The organism is Scytonema millei VB511283, from assembly GCF_000817735.3.
Classification (GTDB): domain Bacteria; phylum Cyanobacteriota; class Cyanobacteriia; order Cyanobacteriales; family Chroococcidiopsidaceae; genus Chroococcidiopsis; species Chroococcidiopsis millei_B.
Genome location: NZ_JTJC03000017.1, coordinates 200,770 through 215,529, shown reverse-complemented (window position 1 = coordinate 215,529; position 14,760 = coordinate 200,770). Strand labels below are relative to the sequence as shown.

General features: G+C 44.7%; 17 protein-coding genes and 1 tRNA gene. 8 read left to right on the top strand and 10 right to left on the bottom strand.

What is annotated here, in order from left to right; translation table 11 throughout:
* Nucleotides 1-84 precede the first annotated feature (84 nt).
* Entirely contained in the window at nucleotides 85-318 is a 234-nt protein-coding gene (locus QH73_RS26595) for a hypothetical protein (protein ID WP_132867268.1), read from the bottom strand.
* Between the two features lie 169 nt (nucleotides 319-487).
* Here QH73_RS26595 and QH73_RS26590 point away from each other — a divergent pair, with 169 nt between their 5' ends.
* Together QH73_RS26590 and QH73_RS26585 are read left to right on the top strand one after the other, a co-directional pair.
* On the top strand, nucleotides 488-658 hold the full coding sequence (locus tag QH73_RS26590; protein WP_165587791.1) for a hypothetical protein: 171 nt from the start codon (nucleotides 488-490) through the stop codon (nucleotides 656-658).
* Between the two features lie 47 nt (nucleotides 659-705).
* Nucleotides 706-1,710 carry a DUF1565 domain-containing protein gene (locus tag QH73_RS26585; RefSeq protein WP_039713722.1) on the top strand — a complete coding sequence of 335 codons (1,005 nt, stop codon included), beginning with the start codon at nucleotides 706-708 and terminating at the stop codon, nucleotides 1,708-1,710.
* On the opposite strand, the gene QH73_RS27930 is transcribed toward QH73_RS26585, so the two are convergent.
* Nucleotides 1,707-1,886, bottom strand: coding sequence for a hypothetical protein (locus QH73_RS27930; RefSeq protein ID WP_201278359.1), 180 nt, complete (start codon nucleotides 1,884-1,886; stop codon nucleotides 1,707-1,709). The two genes, QH73_RS26585 and QH73_RS27930, sit on opposite strands and share 4 nt — an antisense overlap.
* Nucleotides 1,886-4,786 carry a PAS domain S-box protein gene (locus QH73_RS26575; protein ID WP_132867266.1) on the bottom strand — a complete coding sequence of 967 codons (2,901 nt, stop codon included), beginning with the start codon at nucleotides 4,784-4,786 and terminating at the stop codon, nucleotides 1,886-1,888. Before QH73_RS26575 ends, QH73_RS27930 begins: the two co-directional genes overlap by 1 nt.
* A 387-nt stretch (nucleotides 4,787-5,173) precedes the next feature.
* Between QH73_RS26575 and QH73_RS26570 the strand changes: the two genes are divergently transcribed.
* Nucleotides 5,174-6,124 (top strand): cobalamin-binding protein, encoded by a 951-nt coding sequence (locus tag QH73_RS26570; protein ID WP_039713723.1) that lies wholly within the window; start codon nucleotides 5,174-5,176, stop codon nucleotides 6,122-6,124.
* 14 nt (nucleotides 6,125-6,138) lie between these two features.
* On the opposite strand, the gene QH73_RS29055 is transcribed toward QH73_RS26570, so the two are convergent.
* The 3 genes from QH73_RS29055 to QH73_RS26560 form a co-directional block, all read right to left on the bottom strand.
* The gene (locus QH73_RS29055) at nucleotides 6,139-6,273 is read right to left on the bottom strand and encodes a hypothetical protein (RefSeq protein ID WP_286194202.1); all 135 of its coding nucleotides are present in this window, start codon (nucleotides 6,271-6,273) and stop codon (nucleotides 6,139-6,141) included.
* Nucleotides 6,274-6,279: 6 nt separating this feature from the next.
* The gene (locus QH73_RS26565; protein ID WP_039713724.1) at nucleotides 6,280-6,975 is read right to left on the bottom strand and encodes a PHP domain-containing protein; all 696 of its coding nucleotides are present in this window, start codon (nucleotides 6,973-6,975) and stop codon (nucleotides 6,280-6,282) included.
* Between the two features lie 402 nt (nucleotides 6,976-7,377).
* Nucleotides 7,378-8,028 carry an L-threonylcarbamoyladenylate synthase gene (locus tag QH73_RS26560; RefSeq protein WP_039713725.1) on the bottom strand — a complete coding sequence of 217 codons (651 nt, stop codon included), beginning with the start codon at nucleotides 8,026-8,028 and terminating at the stop codon, nucleotides 7,378-7,380.
* Between the two features lie 106 nt (nucleotides 8,029-8,134).
* On the opposite strand from QH73_RS26560, the gene larC reads away from it, so the two are divergent.
* Nucleotides 8,135-9,391, top strand: a complete 1,257-nt coding sequence (gene larC, locus QH73_RS26555) for a nickel pincer cofactor biosynthesis protein LarC (RefSeq protein ID WP_039713726.1) — start codon at nucleotides 8,135-8,137, stop codon at nucleotides 9,389-9,391.
* A gap of 142 nt (nucleotides 9,392-9,533) precedes the next feature.
* Here larC and QH73_RS26550 read toward each other — a convergent pair whose 3' ends face one another.
* Together QH73_RS26550 and QH73_RS26545 are read right to left on the bottom strand one after the other, a co-directional pair.
* The gene (locus QH73_RS26550; RefSeq protein WP_052289784.1) at nucleotides 9,534-10,229 is read right to left on the bottom strand and encodes a hypothetical protein; all 696 of its coding nucleotides are present in this window, start codon (nucleotides 10,227-10,229) and stop codon (nucleotides 9,534-9,536) included.
* A gap of 93 nt (nucleotides 10,230-10,322) precedes the next feature.
* The gene (locus QH73_RS26545) at nucleotides 10,323-10,889 is read right to left on the bottom strand and encodes a DUF6658 family protein (RefSeq protein WP_039713727.1); all 567 of its coding nucleotides are present in this window, start codon (nucleotides 10,887-10,889) and stop codon (nucleotides 10,323-10,325) included.
* 292 nt (nucleotides 10,890-11,181) lie between these two features.
* Here QH73_RS26545 and QH73_RS26540 point away from each other — a divergent pair, with 292 nt between their 5' ends.
* Nucleotides 11,182-12,126, top strand: coding sequence for a lysylphosphatidylglycerol synthase domain-containing protein (locus QH73_RS26540; protein WP_039713728.1), 945 nt, complete (start codon nucleotides 11,182-11,184; stop codon nucleotides 12,124-12,126).
* A 30-nt stretch (nucleotides 12,127-12,156) separates the two neighbouring features.
* Here the strand turns inward: QH73_RS26540 and QH73_RS26535 are convergent, their stop codons facing one another.
* Nucleotides 12,157-13,392 (bottom strand): Sll1247 family protein, encoded by a 1,236-nt coding sequence (locus tag QH73_RS26535; protein WP_052289785.1) that lies wholly within the window; start codon nucleotides 13,390-13,392, stop codon nucleotides 12,157-12,159.
* Nucleotides 13,393-13,698: 306 nt separating this feature from the next.
* Nucleotides 13,699-13,783 (bottom strand) — tRNA-Leu (locus tag QH73_RS26530).
* A 93-nt stretch (nucleotides 13,784-13,876) separates the two neighbouring features.
* Between QH73_RS26530 and QH73_RS26525 the strand changes: the two genes are divergently transcribed.
* The 3 genes from QH73_RS26525 (at nucleotide 13,877) to QH73_RS26515 (ending at nucleotide 14,754) form a co-directional block, all read left to right on the top strand.
* Nucleotides 13,877-14,086 (top strand): hypothetical protein, encoded by a 210-nt coding sequence (locus QH73_RS26525; RefSeq protein ID WP_132867264.1) that lies wholly within the window; start codon nucleotides 13,877-13,879, stop codon nucleotides 14,084-14,086.
* Between the two features lie 107 nt (nucleotides 14,087-14,193).
* Nucleotides 14,194-14,406, top strand: a complete 213-nt coding sequence (ndhL, locus tag QH73_RS26520; protein ID WP_015156778.1) for an NAD(P)H-quinone oxidoreductase subunit L — start codon at nucleotides 14,194-14,196, stop codon at nucleotides 14,404-14,406.
* Nucleotides 14,407-14,442: 36 nt separating this feature from the next.
* Nucleotides 14,443-14,754, top strand: coding sequence for a DUF3007 family protein (locus QH73_RS26515; RefSeq protein WP_039714556.1), 312 nt, complete (start codon nucleotides 14,443-14,445; stop codon nucleotides 14,752-14,754).
* Nucleotides 14,755-14,760 lie beyond the last annotated feature (6 nt).

Sequence of the window (14,760 nt, the reverse complement as noted above, 5' to 3'; positions counted from 1 at the left end):
TTATCAGTTATCAGTTATCAGTTATCAATGACTAGTAACTAGTAGCTAGCGGCTCAATGCTTTTATCTAGTCACTACTCGCTTCCTAATGACTAATCAGAATAACTACTAATATTTCTTTCAGCAATAATTTTAATATTTTGTTAATTGACAAATAGTCAGCACAAATCCATTGTTGTACCCAATCATAAAACGCTTGTGCCATTCCGACTTCTGTGCGGACGGGTTTGAGGGCAGAATTATCTACTTTAGTAGAGATATTTTCAAAAAACCCGCCCCTACGACTTCTGACTTCGATATGACTTTTTCTGACTGACACACTTGATGACTTTTACCGACTGTCAAAGCCAGAGCTGAAAGTTTAAGGTTTATTTCATCGGTGCATAAAGGTTGCTGCTGCGAATTAAGCCAGTCGCAAGTTTAGGCGCTGGGTACTCCTTAACTGCCTAGTTAATTCTGGTGTGTGGACGAGCTTTCAATTGTGGTGTGTGAAAGCGTTTCTGAGTGAGCAAACGGTAGCAGGAGAACCTCACAAGAAATATCAAATAACACAGCTAATTACTTTTTTAGTAGCAAGAGGACGATCGCAGTTTGTCGCGATCGCAATTTGTAGGCGAACACCTACTGAAGACGTGCATCTTCTCCTCCAACTGCTGTAAGTCAGGCTGGCACGCAAACAATCAGGAAGTATAAGTCTAGGATAGGTATGAACTTTCCCACAATCATCAGGTTTTGTCAAGCTGGCGCGATCGCTGGATCTTTGTGTATTGGCATGGCGAATTTTCCCACCCAAGCACAACCAAATCCCGTACAGCACCAAGCTTCTATTTCTAGAGTCAAAGCCCTACCAAGTCAGCAGATAATTTACGTTAATTCTGCAACAGGTATAGATGCTGCCACAGCGGGTAAAGACCCCTCAATTCCGTTGCGTACTATTACTTTTGCTTTACGACAAGCACCATCGGGAACCCTAATTCAGTTAGCTGCTGGTACGTACTCGGCTCACAGTGGTGAAGTATTTCCCCTAAAACTCAAATCAGGTGTAACGCTCAAAGGTGATGTTGCTACTAACGGTCAGAACGTTGTGATTAATGGTGGTGGACGCTATCTCAGCCGCACGTTTGCGCGTCAGAATGTTGCTGTTGTTGCTGAAAAAGATAGCACAATTATTGGTGTGACAATTGGTAACTCCAACTTACGGGGGACGGGATTGTGGATTGAATCAACTAATCCCACCGTAAAGTACAGCACCTTCACCAACAACCATCGAGAAGGAATTTTTGTCACTGGGACTGCTACACCTAAAATTGCCGCAAATGTCTTTGTGAAAAATGGTGGTAACGGCATGTCTTTAGCTAACGAAGCTCAAGGAGAGATTCGCAACAACCTGTTTCAAGACACTGGTTTCGGACTAGCGATTGGTGGTACGGCTGCACCTATAGTCGTGGAAAACAAAATTATTCACAACAGGGATGGGATTTTTGTTTCTCAAGAAGCGCGTCCGGTACTACGCAACAACGCGATCGAAAATAATCAAAGGGATGGAATTGCGATCGCGGCTTGTTCTCTAGCACAGATCGATTTAGCTAGCAGCAACACCTTTAATAATAACGGTCAATACGACATTCACAACGGTGGTGCTAATCCAATAGTGTTGGTTGGTGGTACGGCAAAAACTGCTCAGGAAACGCAGAAAAATCAATGCTATTAGGTCATTGGTTGACGGTTGACGGTTGACGGTTGACGGTTGACGGTTGATGGTTGATGGTTGATGGTTGATGGTAAACGCTGCGCTACACTACCCCTTCGGGGAAGCAAGCTACGTGAAGACGGTTGATGGTTGACGATTAACTGATAACTGATAACTGATAACTGATAACTGGTCACTAGCTTAAATACTGCATCAAGATTTTTTCAATTTGAGCAATGCCTATGGGTTTGCTGAAGTAGTCGTCGGCTCCAGCTGCTAAAAAGCGATCGCGTTCTCCCGCCTTTACCGAAGCGGTAAGAATAATCGCAGGTAATTTTTGCCACTCTGATTGCTGGCGCAAACTGCAAAGCAAATCCATTCCTGACACACCACCTGGTAGCTGTACGTCTAATAGCAGTAAATCTGGCTGGTAGAGATATAATATCCCCTGAAAGTTCTGAGGATGTTTGAGATGCTTGACTTGGTAGCCGACGATCTCAAAGTAGTCTTGCAATAGTAGGGCGCTGCGATCGTCGTCTTCTACAATCAGAATCCGTTTAGCGATTGGCGATCGACAGCCATTAGCAGGACGTTTACAGGATAGCTTTGGCTCGGTTGGCGATAGGAGCGATCGCTCCTTAGCTGGCTCTTGACATAGATCGTTTGGGTAAGCGTTTGGCAACCATAAGGTAAATTCACTGCCTTTACCTACAGTCGAGCGGACAGTGACATCGCCGCCGTGCAACCGCGCTAACTTACGGGTTAACGATAAACCCAACCCCGTGCCTTCATACTGTCGGTTTAATCGACTATCCAGCTGTTTGAACGGCTGAAATAATAGGTTTAGCTGCGATCGCTCAATGCCTATTCCCGTGTCTGCAACCTTAAAAGCAATTCCTTTGTTGACTCGTTCTACCCGTAGCGATACTTGCCCCTTGGGAGTAAATTTAATCGCATTCGCAAGTAAATTTAATAGCATTTGCCTGACACGGCGCTCGTCAGCAATACAGGTGTCAATTTGCGGATCGATTTCACTGACTAATTGCAACTGCTTGGCAACAGCGCGATCGCGTACGACACTCAAACAGTAAGTGCATAAATCCCGAACATTTAGCCGCACCAGCGTCAGTTCTTCCCTACCTGCTTCGACTTTGCAGAGGTCGAGGACATCGTTAATGAGAGCTAGTAAGTGTTCGCCACTGCTGTGAATGCAGCTTACGTATTCTTTTTGCTTAGCATTGAGACTGCCAAATAACTCTTGTCCTAGCAGCTGCGATAGCCCTAAGACTCCATTCAAAGGCGTGCGTAGTTCGTGGCTCATAATCGCCAAAAATTCGCTTTTCGCCCGACTACCTGCTTCTGCTGCTTCCTTACTGTCGCGGAGATGATTTTCTATCTGTTTGTGAATGGTAATATCTTCTACTAAAGCAATGACAAACTGAGGGCGATTCGCGCTATCTCGCACGAGTGAATGATTCAGGCGACACCAGACTTGACAACCATCTTTACGAATGTATCGTTTCTCGATCTCGTAGCGATCGCGTTGACCCATCACTAGTTCGTAAAAAAGTTTGACATCTGCGGCAATGTCATTTGGATGAGTGTAGTCAGTAAAACTCATTTTTAACAGTTCTTCCCGACTGTAACCCAGAATGTGACATAGGGCTGGATTGCTATCAATCTGCCCTCCTTCCAAGTCTGAAAGACCGATCCCGATACTGGAATGTTCAAAAATGGCACGAAATTGTAATTCGCTTTCTTGAAGCGCCACTTTTGTTTGCTGGCGCGCGATCGCACCACCAATGCTACCCGCTGCGGCGCTGAGGATCGCTCGTTCGGTTTCCGTCCACTGACGTTCTCGATGGCAGTCGTCAAAGCCGACGAAGCCCCAAAATTGACCTTCGAGAAAGATCGGTACGACTAAAATGGAGATAATCTGTTGCCGATCTAAAACTTCGCGTTCGTGCGCCGGTAAATTTTGGACTAGTCCACCAATTGATTTACCTGCAACTAAGTTGTCATACCATGAAGGAGAGCAGGTCTGATATGACAGGCTTTGCAATTCTGGATTATCGATTTGAGCGATGACGGTAGAACTAGTCCACTCAAATCGCTGACTCATTAAGAGTTCACCCGTGCTTGGATGAAGATGATTTTCAAATACGTAAACTCGATCGACATTACAGGCTTGACCCAAAGTTTCTAGGGCTAGGGTGATGGCAGCAGAGAAATCTGTGGTGGTGAGCAGGTGATTGTTAGCAGTGGCGACAGCCGCCAGCAGGCGATCGCGTTCTTTGAGGGTAGATTCTGCCTGCAACCTTTCCGTGACATCTCGTCCAATTCCTACGTAGTAAACTAGTTCTCCCGAGCGATCGCGCAGGGGAAAAGCAAATAACTCTACTGTCACCAACCATCCTTGCCGACGGTGCAGAGTCACTTCTCCTCGATAATTATCACCATTTTGCAATTGAGTGGAAATCTCCGCCACCTGTGCTTTCGACGAGAAAATTGCGTCTCTTTTCTGTTTGCACAGTTCCTCATCTTCGTACCCTAATAGAGCGCGGTGAGCGGCGTTTTGTTCGACAAAATTGCCTTGAGAGTCATAAATTGCGATCGCGTTATTAGAATTAGCAATAATTTCTTGGTAAAGGCTTAACTTTTCCTCGGCTTGCTTGAGCTGGGATTGAGTGTGTTGCCACTGCTGGCGCTCGATTGCATAGCGCAATGCCCTCAGTAATCCCTGCGCCTCTACTTCTGCCTTGACTAAATATTCCTGCGCTCCTTGGGCTAATGCTTTTTGGACATTTTCTGCTTCGTCTTCTCCTAAAACAACAATTGGCATGTGCGGGTAAGCTAACCGCAATTGTTTGAGTTTTTGCCCAGCTCGATCGAGTTCGAGTAGGACAACACTAGCTGATTCTATTTTGAGATCCGCTAAAGCTGCCTGCACCCGCTCTTGCCAAACGAGTTGTAACGGGGTGGAGACTGCCCGTAACATTTCCCGAATCCTTAGCTCCAAACTAGGTTGCCCCACTAATAATATTTTCAGTGGGGCTGGGTTTACGTGCGTCACAGATTGTCGTTCAGGATTGCTCATTCAGCATAAGAGTTCTAGTAGTTTTGCAGCTTGGCAATCTTAGCTGCGATCGCCAACTCTACTTTTTATCGTGACTCCGATCTAAATTTTTCTCAATCGTGAAATTCTTAGTTATTTCTTAAGTTAGGTTTTTTAGTATCATTTCTTTGTATATTTTCTTTGATTCTTTCATTAGAAAGCAAGTAGCTTTTTAGCGTCAAGAGGCGATATATAAGAGTTTTCCATTAAAAATTCGGATGTAATACTAGAGATTGATTGATAGCAGTGCAATCTCAAGTAGAATTTGATTATACTTAACAAGTATTTGTGCTAATTGTATAATTTTTTGCTAAAAAACTAGTTTAACGCTGAAGTGACAGGATTCAAGTTGAGATGTAGGAGCGACTGATGAAAGAGCAAGATCTCAGAATAGTCTCGCTGATTCCTAGTGCCACCGAGATTTTAGCAGCATTGGGTCTAACAGACGCGGTGGTCGGGCGATCGCACGAATGCGATTTTCCTCCAGAAATACTCGATCGTCCGGCTTGTACGCGGGCGCGAATTAACTCTAATGGTAGTAGCGCTGAGATTCATCAGGATGTCGATCGATTAATCCAATCAGCACTTAGCATCTACCAAATTGAAACTGACCTCTTAGAACAGTTACAGCCAACCCACATAGTCACTCAAGACCAGTGCGATGTTTGTGCCGTAAGTCTGGGTGAAGTAGAAAAAGCAGTTGCTAACCTAACGCATTCTCAACCTCACGTCATCTCTCTTCAACCCAACGTTTTAGCAGACGTGTGGGCGGATATAGAGCGTGTAGCTCAGACGCTCGGAGTCGATGCAAATAGATTAATTGAAAATATTCAGTCGCGGATTGAAATTTGTCGGCAAAAGGTTCGCGGGCTATCGGTGTCAGAATTACCAACAGTCGTATGCATTGAGTGGATCGATCCTCTCATGGTAGCAAGTAACTGGATTCCCGAACTAGTGGCGATCGCCGGGGGACAATCCTTATTCAGTGTTTCCGGTCAGGCTTCCGCTCAAGTAAGGTGGGAAAACCTGATAGCTGCCGATCCAAGTATTATTGTTGTCATGCCTTGCGGTCTTGACCTCAACCGCACCCAGGCTGAAATTTTGCCTCTAACGCAGCGCCCAGAATGGCAGCATCTACGAGCAGTTAAAAGTGGTAGAGTCTATGCTACTGACGGTAACGCTTATTTCAACCGTCCGGGTCCACGCTTAGTCGATTCCCTAGAAATTCTCGCCGAGATTCTCCATCCAGAAATATTTTCTTACGGCTACAAAGGGACTGCTTGGGAGCAAATTCAGTTACCAGTGACTAGTGACCAGTGACCAGTTATCAGTTATCAGTTATCAGTTATCAGCAAGCCAGAAGTCGTAGGGGCGGGTTTTGCACGTAAATCTCGCCTTGGTAGTCCTGAATCTTGTGCTAAACCCGCCCGTACAGGAGTTTCAGAATTTTGAATTCTAATCCTTCTCATCCCTAGTTACAGACGCTGGAGAATGCTACGACCGTGGGTGTCCGTACCGCAGGTATTTAACAAGTGGTACTGTTGAGCCAGAGCGTATACTTGTTGAGTTTCTTTCGGGCTAGGTTGCCAGGGATGGGGATTGTTGTAGGCATAATATGTTTCCACCCCATCAACTCCCAGTTGGTTAGCAGCAGCAATTAGATCGAAAGGCGATCGCTTGTAGCGAGCTGGGTGAGCTAACACTGCTAATCCCCCTGCTTCATGGATTGCACTAATAATGCTAGCAGCACAATATGCTTCTTCGGTTGCAGTACGTCTTTGGAGATAGGGCTGCATACGTGCGTGTTGGGGATCGAATGCATATGCCAGAATATGCACTTCTGTGTCTAACAATCCGGCATTAATCTCAACTCCACTCCATAATTGAGGCACGCAGTCTTCTAAATCTGGATGATGCAGTTGCCATTGGGCTAAATAACGCTGAGCAGCTCGATACCCACCTATAGTATGGTGGTCGGTAATTGCCAATCCTCGCAGCCCGAGTGAAATTGCTTGCTCGATCGCTTCTTCCGGTTCTAACCTACCGTCAGAATATACCGTGTGCATGTGAAAGTTGAAAGTTAGCGGGCAACTTTCAGCATCAATTGTCTGAAAAACTCTCTGCAACTGCTGGCTCAATGAATTAGAAGTCTGGGCACAATAGACAGCCATAACCGCCTCAGAACGAATAGACGTTCGCTTAATTTCTCTAACATACTGCCCACTTACGTCTGTGTATCGCTCGTTACCTATTCCACAATTGAAACTTAATTTGGAGCGATCGCAGCGATCTGGGGAAGACTTTCTTTTCAATATGTTAAGACTAACTTAGCAAAACAATACACTTAATGGCACGATTCGGCTGATGAGAATTTTCGATGAGTCAATTCAGTAATCAGTGACCAGTTATCAGTTATCAGTGAAGAAAGGGTGTGGGGGAGCCAGTGCGGTCTTGGGGGTTCCCCCCATGAGCAACTGGCGTTGTAGGGTGTAGGGTGTGGGGTACGAACTAATGCGTGAATTCGGAATTCCGAATTCCGAATTCCGAATTCCGAATTCCGAATTCTGAATTTATTACACCCATGCTACGGCTGCTTCCCAGCCCTTACCTTGACGGATAATTTCTGGTTCGTCTGTCGTCAGGTCAATAATTGTCGAGACTTCATCTTCGGGCTCCGAGCCATCATCGACGATCGCGTCTACTATTTTGTCTAGACGATCGAATAACTCGACTCGCGATAAGTTAGCTTCAGCCGGAGCAGAGCGCCCATTGCCATTTTGTGGTAAGTGAGCTGAGGTAGAAATAATCGGATTACCCAAAGCATTTAATAAAGCAGCACAAATTTTATGGTTTGGGACTCGAATTCCCGTTGTTTTGCGCTTGGGATTTTGGACTAATTTCGGTACAAGCTTGGTGGCAGGGAGCAGAAAAGTATACGATCCCGGGATTAAATGCCTCATAATCCGGTAAGCAGGATCGCTGACGATCGCATAAGTTGCCACATTGGAAAGCGAAGGACACAAAAAAGTTAGCGGCTTATCATTTGATAGCTGTTTGATCTGGCGTACTCGCTCCACTGCCGATTTAGAATTAAGGTCGCAGCCGATCGCGTAGACGGTATCAGTGGGATACAGCATGACTGCACCATCGCGCAGCGCTGCGATAATCTCTTCCACAGTGCGAGTCTGAGGATTATCTGGATGAACAGTGTAAACTGTAGCCATAATGAGGGAGTCGGGAACGGGAGTCGGGGAGCAGAGGAGCAGAGGGGTACGGAAGCAACTACCAACTACCAACTACCAACTACCAACTACCACTCACCACTAACTTATGACAAAACTAGCTTACCTCGAATGTCCTACTGGCATTGCTGGTGATATGTGTCTGGGAGCGCTGGTAGATGCTGGCGTGCCGCTAGAATACTTACAGGAACAGCTTCAGGGCTTAGGAATTGAACGGGAATATCAATTAAGGGTTGAATCCGTTCACCGTAACGGGCAGTTGGCAACAAAATTTCATGTCGATTTGTTAGGCGACGAGCATCACCACCACGACCATCATACCCATCATCACGGTCGTCATTTGCCCGAGATTGAAGATTTAATCCTCAAAGCTAATTTACCGACTCGTGCTGAAGCTTGGAGTTTAGCTGTTTTTCGTCAGCTAGCTGTTGCTGAGGGAGCAGTGCATGGTATTGCGCCAGAGAAAGTCCACTTTCACGAAGTTGGTGCGGTGGATGCAATTGTAGATATTGTCGGTACTTGCTTGGGTTTAGATTGGTTGGGAATAGATAAAATTTACTGTTCTGCCTTACCCACGGGAGGCGGGACAGTAAAAGCCGCCCACGGACTGATGGCGGTTCCCGTACCAGCGGTATTGAAGTTGTGGGAAATGCGCGCTTGTCCGGTTTACAGCAACGGTATCCAAAAGGAATTAGTTACGCCTACGGGAGCCGCGATCGCCACCACTTTAGCTACAGATTTTGGCTCTCCACCTGCTATGACGATACAGCGGATCGGACAGGGCGCGGGTTCCATTAATCTACCGCTCCCTAATATTCTGCGCTTGTGGCTGGGTGTGGAGGCGTTGCATGATGCACCCCTACAAGAATCAAATACTAGCCCATTTTTAGAGGCGATCGCAGTATTGGAAACCCAGATCGACGATCTTAACCCCCAGGCGATCGGCTACGTCTTGGAAGCGCTGCTAGCAGCTGGAGCGTTGGATGTTTTTACGCAGTCGATTGGAATGAAAAAATCTCGCCCTGGCATTTTGCTCACTGTAATTTGCCACCCTGACAAGGTGACCGATCTTGAGGCGATCGCCTTTCGAGAAACTACAACTTTAGGTATTCGCCGCTATACTCAACAACGGCTGGCTTTACAGCGCGAAATCCAAGCTGTAACAATCAAATACGGTACGGTGCGAGTTAAAATTGCTTGGACTGGTACAGCCACAGAGCGTCAAATTACTAACGTCCAGCCAGAATACGAAGATTGTTTGCAAATTGCTCGACAGCACGATCTTGCTTGGCGAGAAGTTCATCGATTAGCGCTGCAAGCTTGGCACGAACAGAATTTGCAATAGTGAGATGGGACAAATTGACGAAAAAATTGCGCTTGAACTTGCGATCGTGGAATCTTCTACTTTTGTGGGACTTCGTTTGTTTCTAGCAAAAAATTAGGGCGAGCATAGGCTCACCCTTGGCAACAGAAATTACGTGAGACAATTAGTCAATTGCATTTCTGGCAGCTTGTCCAGCTTCGTCAGCTTTGCGTTGAGCGCTCTTGCCTAAATCTCTAGCTGTATCTTTGGCATCTTCCGCAGCACGGCTGACATTTCTGTCTGCTCCTCGGAGAGCATCAGAGGTGTTGTCTTTAATATTCTCCGTACCGCGCTTCGCACCTTTGGCTAAGTCTTCGGCAGTACCTTTAATCTTGTCTTGGAGACTCTCAGTATTTCGGTTAACATTCTTGCCGAAATCTTCAGCGTTCTCTCCTTTTTTACCTAGAATTCGCTTGGTGTTTTCGCCAACATCACTTGTTTGGTCGATGACGTTGCGCTCGGCATTTTCGATTAAGGCATTAGCCTTTTTGTTAGCTGCCTTCTCTAAATCTCTGGCTCTGGGATCGACATCGCTAAATTCATTCATTGTCGGTCCTCCCTCGAACTTGTTCACCACGCCGCGATCGGGAGAAGTTGCCGTACCACCTGGAACTTCTGGTCTAGGATTCTTCTGTCCTGGGACAGCTAATTTCCCAGCCGGAACATTCTGTCTTCTTCCAGTCACAACTCCTGCATCAGGACTCTTTGCTTGTACAGCACCAGAGCAAGCGGTGCTGACGAAGAGTAAAACTCCTGCTATACAGGTGACTAAAATTCGTCCTAGATGGACTTTTTTCACAGCAGTTACGATCCTGTTCATTTTAATACTCCCTTTAATTGGATAGAGTGATTTGTGAGAGCAAGATGTTTTTTGTTCTTGTTTCACCACAAAATTTTGCTACTCGATTAGAACCTATTGACCTAAAGCAGGATTGCTTTGAGCTTCTGGTCTTCTGCTACCTTCTGCTGCTTTTTCTTGAGCAAATTCCGATGCCTCTTTAAAAGCTTCTTGCACCTTTTCTAAACGGTTACCGATCCGCTCTCCTAAATCTTCATTTCTTTGGTTCAAACCACCTGGTTCGGGTTGCTTGAAGTCTTTGGCGGTTTTAATTGGCAATTCTGTTTCGATTCTTGCTCTACCCTCTGGTGTTTCCGCGCCAGGGTAAAGAATTCCTTCACTATTCGCTGCTACTAACAGAGAATATCCATCTAAACTAGCGCGATTAGTTGGCGATTTATCAGGTGTTTCTTTAACTGTGGGATCGGTAGTGTATTTATCTACGTTATTGGAGTTGACCCCAGGATTTTTGTGAGGATTGTTATTTCCACCCGCTTGTACAGCAGGGTTGTTAGGGTTTGTACCTTGGGCTGTCGTTGCATTGCTACAAGCTGTGCTGAAGATCAGTAATACGCTAACTAGGCATACTGTCAGCACTTGGCGCAATCTTAGTTTTTTGAACGAAGTAGTTAACTTTTGCATAAAACCCTCCTATTTACTGAACCAGTCCGCCAAATGCCCTTGGTCTAAGTGCTGCAACAAACACTAGTACTGTTAATCTCAGCCGCGTGCTAAATTTCATGCTTTCAATTAGACTTACTTATATGTGTGTCAAGAGCATTTTGGCGTTATTGTATAAAGTGGCTCGAATTTGACCAACGATTGCTAATCTTAGGCATTTACGAACGATCGCTACCTCTAGCAAAGGGTGCATTTTGCAATCGCTATAGTTCAATTTGTTTCTAACTCAAGAGAGATTCACATTGGAAACTGAATGCAGCACATTTTGTCACGCCTGAAACCTTACTTGCGCTGGATAATACTAGGCGGGACTTTGTTTTTCTTAATAACAGCTTTCAAAAACAATTGGCAAGAAGTAGCAGCAATTCGGATTGCTACTTTAGGATGGCTAACTTTAGCGATCGCTTTAGGTGTGACTCTAATTGCTCATATTTGGTCTGGATGGGTCTGGACTTGGATATTAGAGGAATTCAACCAGACCGTCAATATTCCTCAATTCGTGCGAGTTTATTTGCAAACAAATATTGCTAAATATTTACCAGGGAATGTCTGGCATTACTACGGTCGAATTTCTGCGGCAAAAACTGCTGGTATTCCTACCAGCATAGCAGCTTTAAGCGTATTGTTAGAACCTCTATTAATGGCGGCTGCCGCAATCGTGTTGGCTTTGCTAGGAATCCAATCGGCGATCGCTCTAACTCAAAGTTACATCCAATTGTTACTATTTTTTGTCTTGGCTGGGGTATTGTTAGCAATTCACCCTCATTTGCTAAACTTGGCGATGCGGTTGCTCAGTCGAATGAAATTTAAATCGACTGTAAATACAAGCGATCGCGTTCTCTGCCAAATTAAACGCTATCCTTGGCGACCGTTATTAGGCGAATTGGGTTTCGTGGGATTGAGAGGAACGGGTTTTTTACTAACTTTACTAGCTATAATTCCGCTATCAATAGAGCGTATTCCTTTATTATTTGCTGCTTTTAGTTTAGCTTGGGTATTGGGATTAGTAATTCCTGGTGCGCCTGGAGGTTTAGGAGTCTTTGAAGTCACGGCGATCGCTTTATTGCAACACAGCTTTTCTACTGGTGCAGTCATTAGCGCGATCGCTTTATATCGCTTTATTAGTATTACTGCTGAAGCTGCTGGAGCGGGATTAGCGTTAATCAGTTGGAAGTTGGAAGTCGGAAGTCAGAAATAAGAAGTTGCTCCTTGGCTATCTGACATAAAATTATTTGACCGAAATCGTCATATTATCTGCGTAAATTGCAAAGATAATCGTGAAAATTTCAATAAAATTAGTCATCCAACCGCAACTTTCTGGAGACTTTTCATAGTACATAATTAGGTCGGCAACACAGGCTTCTAAACGTATTCTTGCGGGTTGACAAATTAAAACAATCTTTAATAACAGGATGACAACCGTAAGCGGATTACCTTGTGATATTAATGATTCTAGTAGCGGTGAAGGCTGTTTTCGCTTATCTGTTGTTAAATAGTCGATCAACTTGTTACATGTTTTTAGCAACATTGTATCGGTTAGTGTTTGATCGTGCCAGGTTTCATATAACGAATCTAATTTATGCCATAAGTTGAGTTTTAATGTATCAGAAAACTCTTGACTTTCTCCATAGCAAAGTAGATAGTCTTTTAAGCTTTGCTTGAACTTTTTGTAGTTCTGCGCTTGAGTTGTTTTGCTAAATACGTTAGCCATGTTTGTATAGCTATAAGTATCGCGTTTAGCTACGATAAGCTTGATGATTCGGAGAATATCATCCTCCACATCTGTCGGATTTTGAATTTGGCTGTCGATTCCAGCAGATTCAAACCGTGCCATATACATCGCCAAGTCAAACTTGAATCTACACCGCAGTTGTAACGCTCTATTTCTAGCTGCTTCTCGCTGTTCGATTGGGTTTCTTAGGTCGTTGTATTGAGTTGAGAGTAAGATTGGCGCGTAGCGAGAATTCCAACGAGCGTGTTCTTGAAATTTAGCCTGAGCATACAATTCTAATTTTTGATAATCGTCGCTTTTAGCAAAAGCTTGTATCCAACCTCTTAAGCGGTCGACCATTGGTGAAAGAGACTTTCGCTTAGTAATCGGATCGTTTAAAATTTCCAGTAGCTGTTGGATGTATTTAAATTTTCTTTTAGAAACCCAGTTATTGACGAGAATATAACACGAGCGTTTGAGCGTATAATGAAATTCTTGGCGATCGTTGGCAAACACAATCTCGTAGATACAGCGGATGACATTGGAGTCGAGCGGATCGTCATCTTGAATAAATAAATGCCGAAATTCTTTCAAAACATTTTCAGGCGACCACTGCTTAATAATATCTAACAAGTAAGCATATATAGTTTCCTGTGCTTCTTCAAAGTTGCTTGTTTGCCGCGAGGTAAGATTGCTTGCAGTTTGTGCTTCGCTGGACGAACCAGCAGCACCGAAGATAGTAGGCTTAACCATACAATGCCTTTCCATGTATAAAGCGATTTTGGTCGCCCTTAAATCAAGTTTTATCTACTATGAACTATAGTTTAAAAAGTTTTAGCACAGTAGAGTATTTTTGTGTAATTTTATCGTAAATATGTGGTAAACCAGCATCCGTAAAATCACAGATGGATTTATTCGAGAAAGGAAGATTTCTGAGTAATATCCCGCGATAGCGATGGATATTCCAATGGAAAAATTTGCAGGCAATTGCGATCGGAGAAAATACGTAATTACAGCACAAAACCTACGCTACTAGCATAGGTTTTTGAGAGTGCCTTATGGGGGCGGAGGGACTTGAACCCTCACGACCGTTTAAGGTCAACGGATTTTAAGTCCGTAGCGTCTGCCATTCCGCCACGCCCCCTTGGCTATTAGTGTGAGTTGTGACAGGGTTGTCTACCCCGCTTTACTATTCCAGCACTAAAGGGAAATTTATGCAACTAAAAAAAGAAAGTAGGTGTGGAGAGGGGGAGACAAGGGAGAGGGGGGAGACAAGGGAAAATTCGTCAGTCGGAATAACTTATCACTCGCCACTCGCCACTCGCCACTCACCTCACCAATCGCTGATAATAGCGGTTTTCAATTGGATAAAACACACGACCGTAGGGGCGCACGGCTGTGCGCCCCTACAGATGTCATGCACGCAATCGAGAATTGCTATAACTGATAACTGAAGAGCGGTACAATATCTAAAAACAGGGAATACACCTTAGTTAACAAAGAACTCGCCTCAGGCGATCGCTCGTTCATTTATACCTAGTTGGGAAAAAATTTATGATGGTAGCCCTACTGTATTTAGCTTTGGCAGGAGCATACTTGCTTGTCGTCCCGATCGCATTATTGCTCTACTTAAATCTCAGGTGGTATACGGCTACTTCATTCGAGCGCGGTTTTATGTACTTTATGGTATTCTTCTTCTTCCCAGGTTTATTGGTTTTATCGCCCTTCCTCAACTTTCGACCCAAGCGCCGCCAAATTCAGACGTAGGTAAAGAATGACATAGGAGTGATTGACACAGTTGCAATGCGACGAATTGACGCGATCGGAGTGACTCTAGGAGTTTTTGCTGCTGGAGGCTTGGCATACATTGCCTTAAAAGTTGCTGGCTTAGATAATCTAGAAGCTGGTGTCTGGAGCCAGCTATTATTAGTAGGTGGTTTGATTGGATGGCTGCTAAGTTATGTCTTTCGCGTGATGGGGAAGAAGATGACCTATCACCAGCAGCGAAGCGCCTATGAAGAAGCTTTCTGGCAAAAAAAGTTAGACGAACTCTCACCAGAAGAACTGGAAAAGCTGCAAGCTGAATTGGAAAAAGAAGAAAAGATTAATTCGTAACCCCTA

Coding starts and splice junctions, on each gene's coding strand:
- QH73_RS26585 (WP_039713722.1), top strand. CDS start 706: ATGAACTTTCCCACAATCATCAGGTTTTGTCAAGCTGGCGCGATCGCT.
- QH73_RS26575 (WP_132867266.1), bottom strand. CDS start 4,786: ATGAGCAATCCTGAACGACAATCTGTGACGCACGTAAACCCAGCCCCA.
- QH73_RS26570 (WP_039713723.1), top strand. CDS start 5,174: ATGAAAGAGCAAGATCTCAGAATAGTCTCGCTGATTCCTAGTGCCACC.
- QH73_RS29055 (WP_286194202.1), bottom strand. CDS start 6,273: ATGAGAAGGATTAGAATTCAAAATTCTGAAACTCCTGTACGGGCGGGT.
- QH73_RS26565 (WP_039713724.1), bottom strand. CDS start 6,975: ATGGCTGTCTATTGTGCCCAGACTTCTAATTCATTGAGCCAGCAGTTG.
- QH73_RS26560 (WP_039713725.1), bottom strand. CDS start 8,028: ATGGCTACAGTTTACACTGTTCATCCAGATAATCCTCAGACTCGCACT.
- larC (WP_039713726.1), top strand. CDS start 8,135: ATGACAAAACTAGCTTACCTCGAATGTCCTACTGGCATTGCTGGTGAT.
- QH73_RS26550 (WP_052289784.1), bottom strand. CDS start 10,229: ATGAACAGGATCGTAACTGCTGTGAAAAAAGTCCATCTAGGACGAATT.
- QH73_RS26545 (WP_039713727.1), bottom strand. CDS start 10,889: ATGCAAAAGTTAACTACTTCGTTCAAAAAACTAAGATTGCGCCAAGTG.
- QH73_RS26540 (WP_039713728.1), top strand. CDS start 11,182: ATGCAGCACATTTTGTCACGCCTGAAACCTTACTTGCGCTGGATAATA.
- QH73_RS26535 (WP_052289785.1), bottom strand. CDS start 13,392: ATGGTTAAGCCTACTATCTTCGGTGCTGCTGGTTCGTCCAGCGAAGCA.
- ndhL (WP_015156778.1), top strand. CDS start 14,194: ATGATGGTAGCCCTACTGTATTTAGCTTTGGCAGGAGCATACTTGCTT.
- QH73_RS26515 (WP_039714556.1), top strand. CDS start 14,443: ATGCGACGAATTGACGCGATCGGAGTGACTCTAGGAGTTTTTGCTGCT.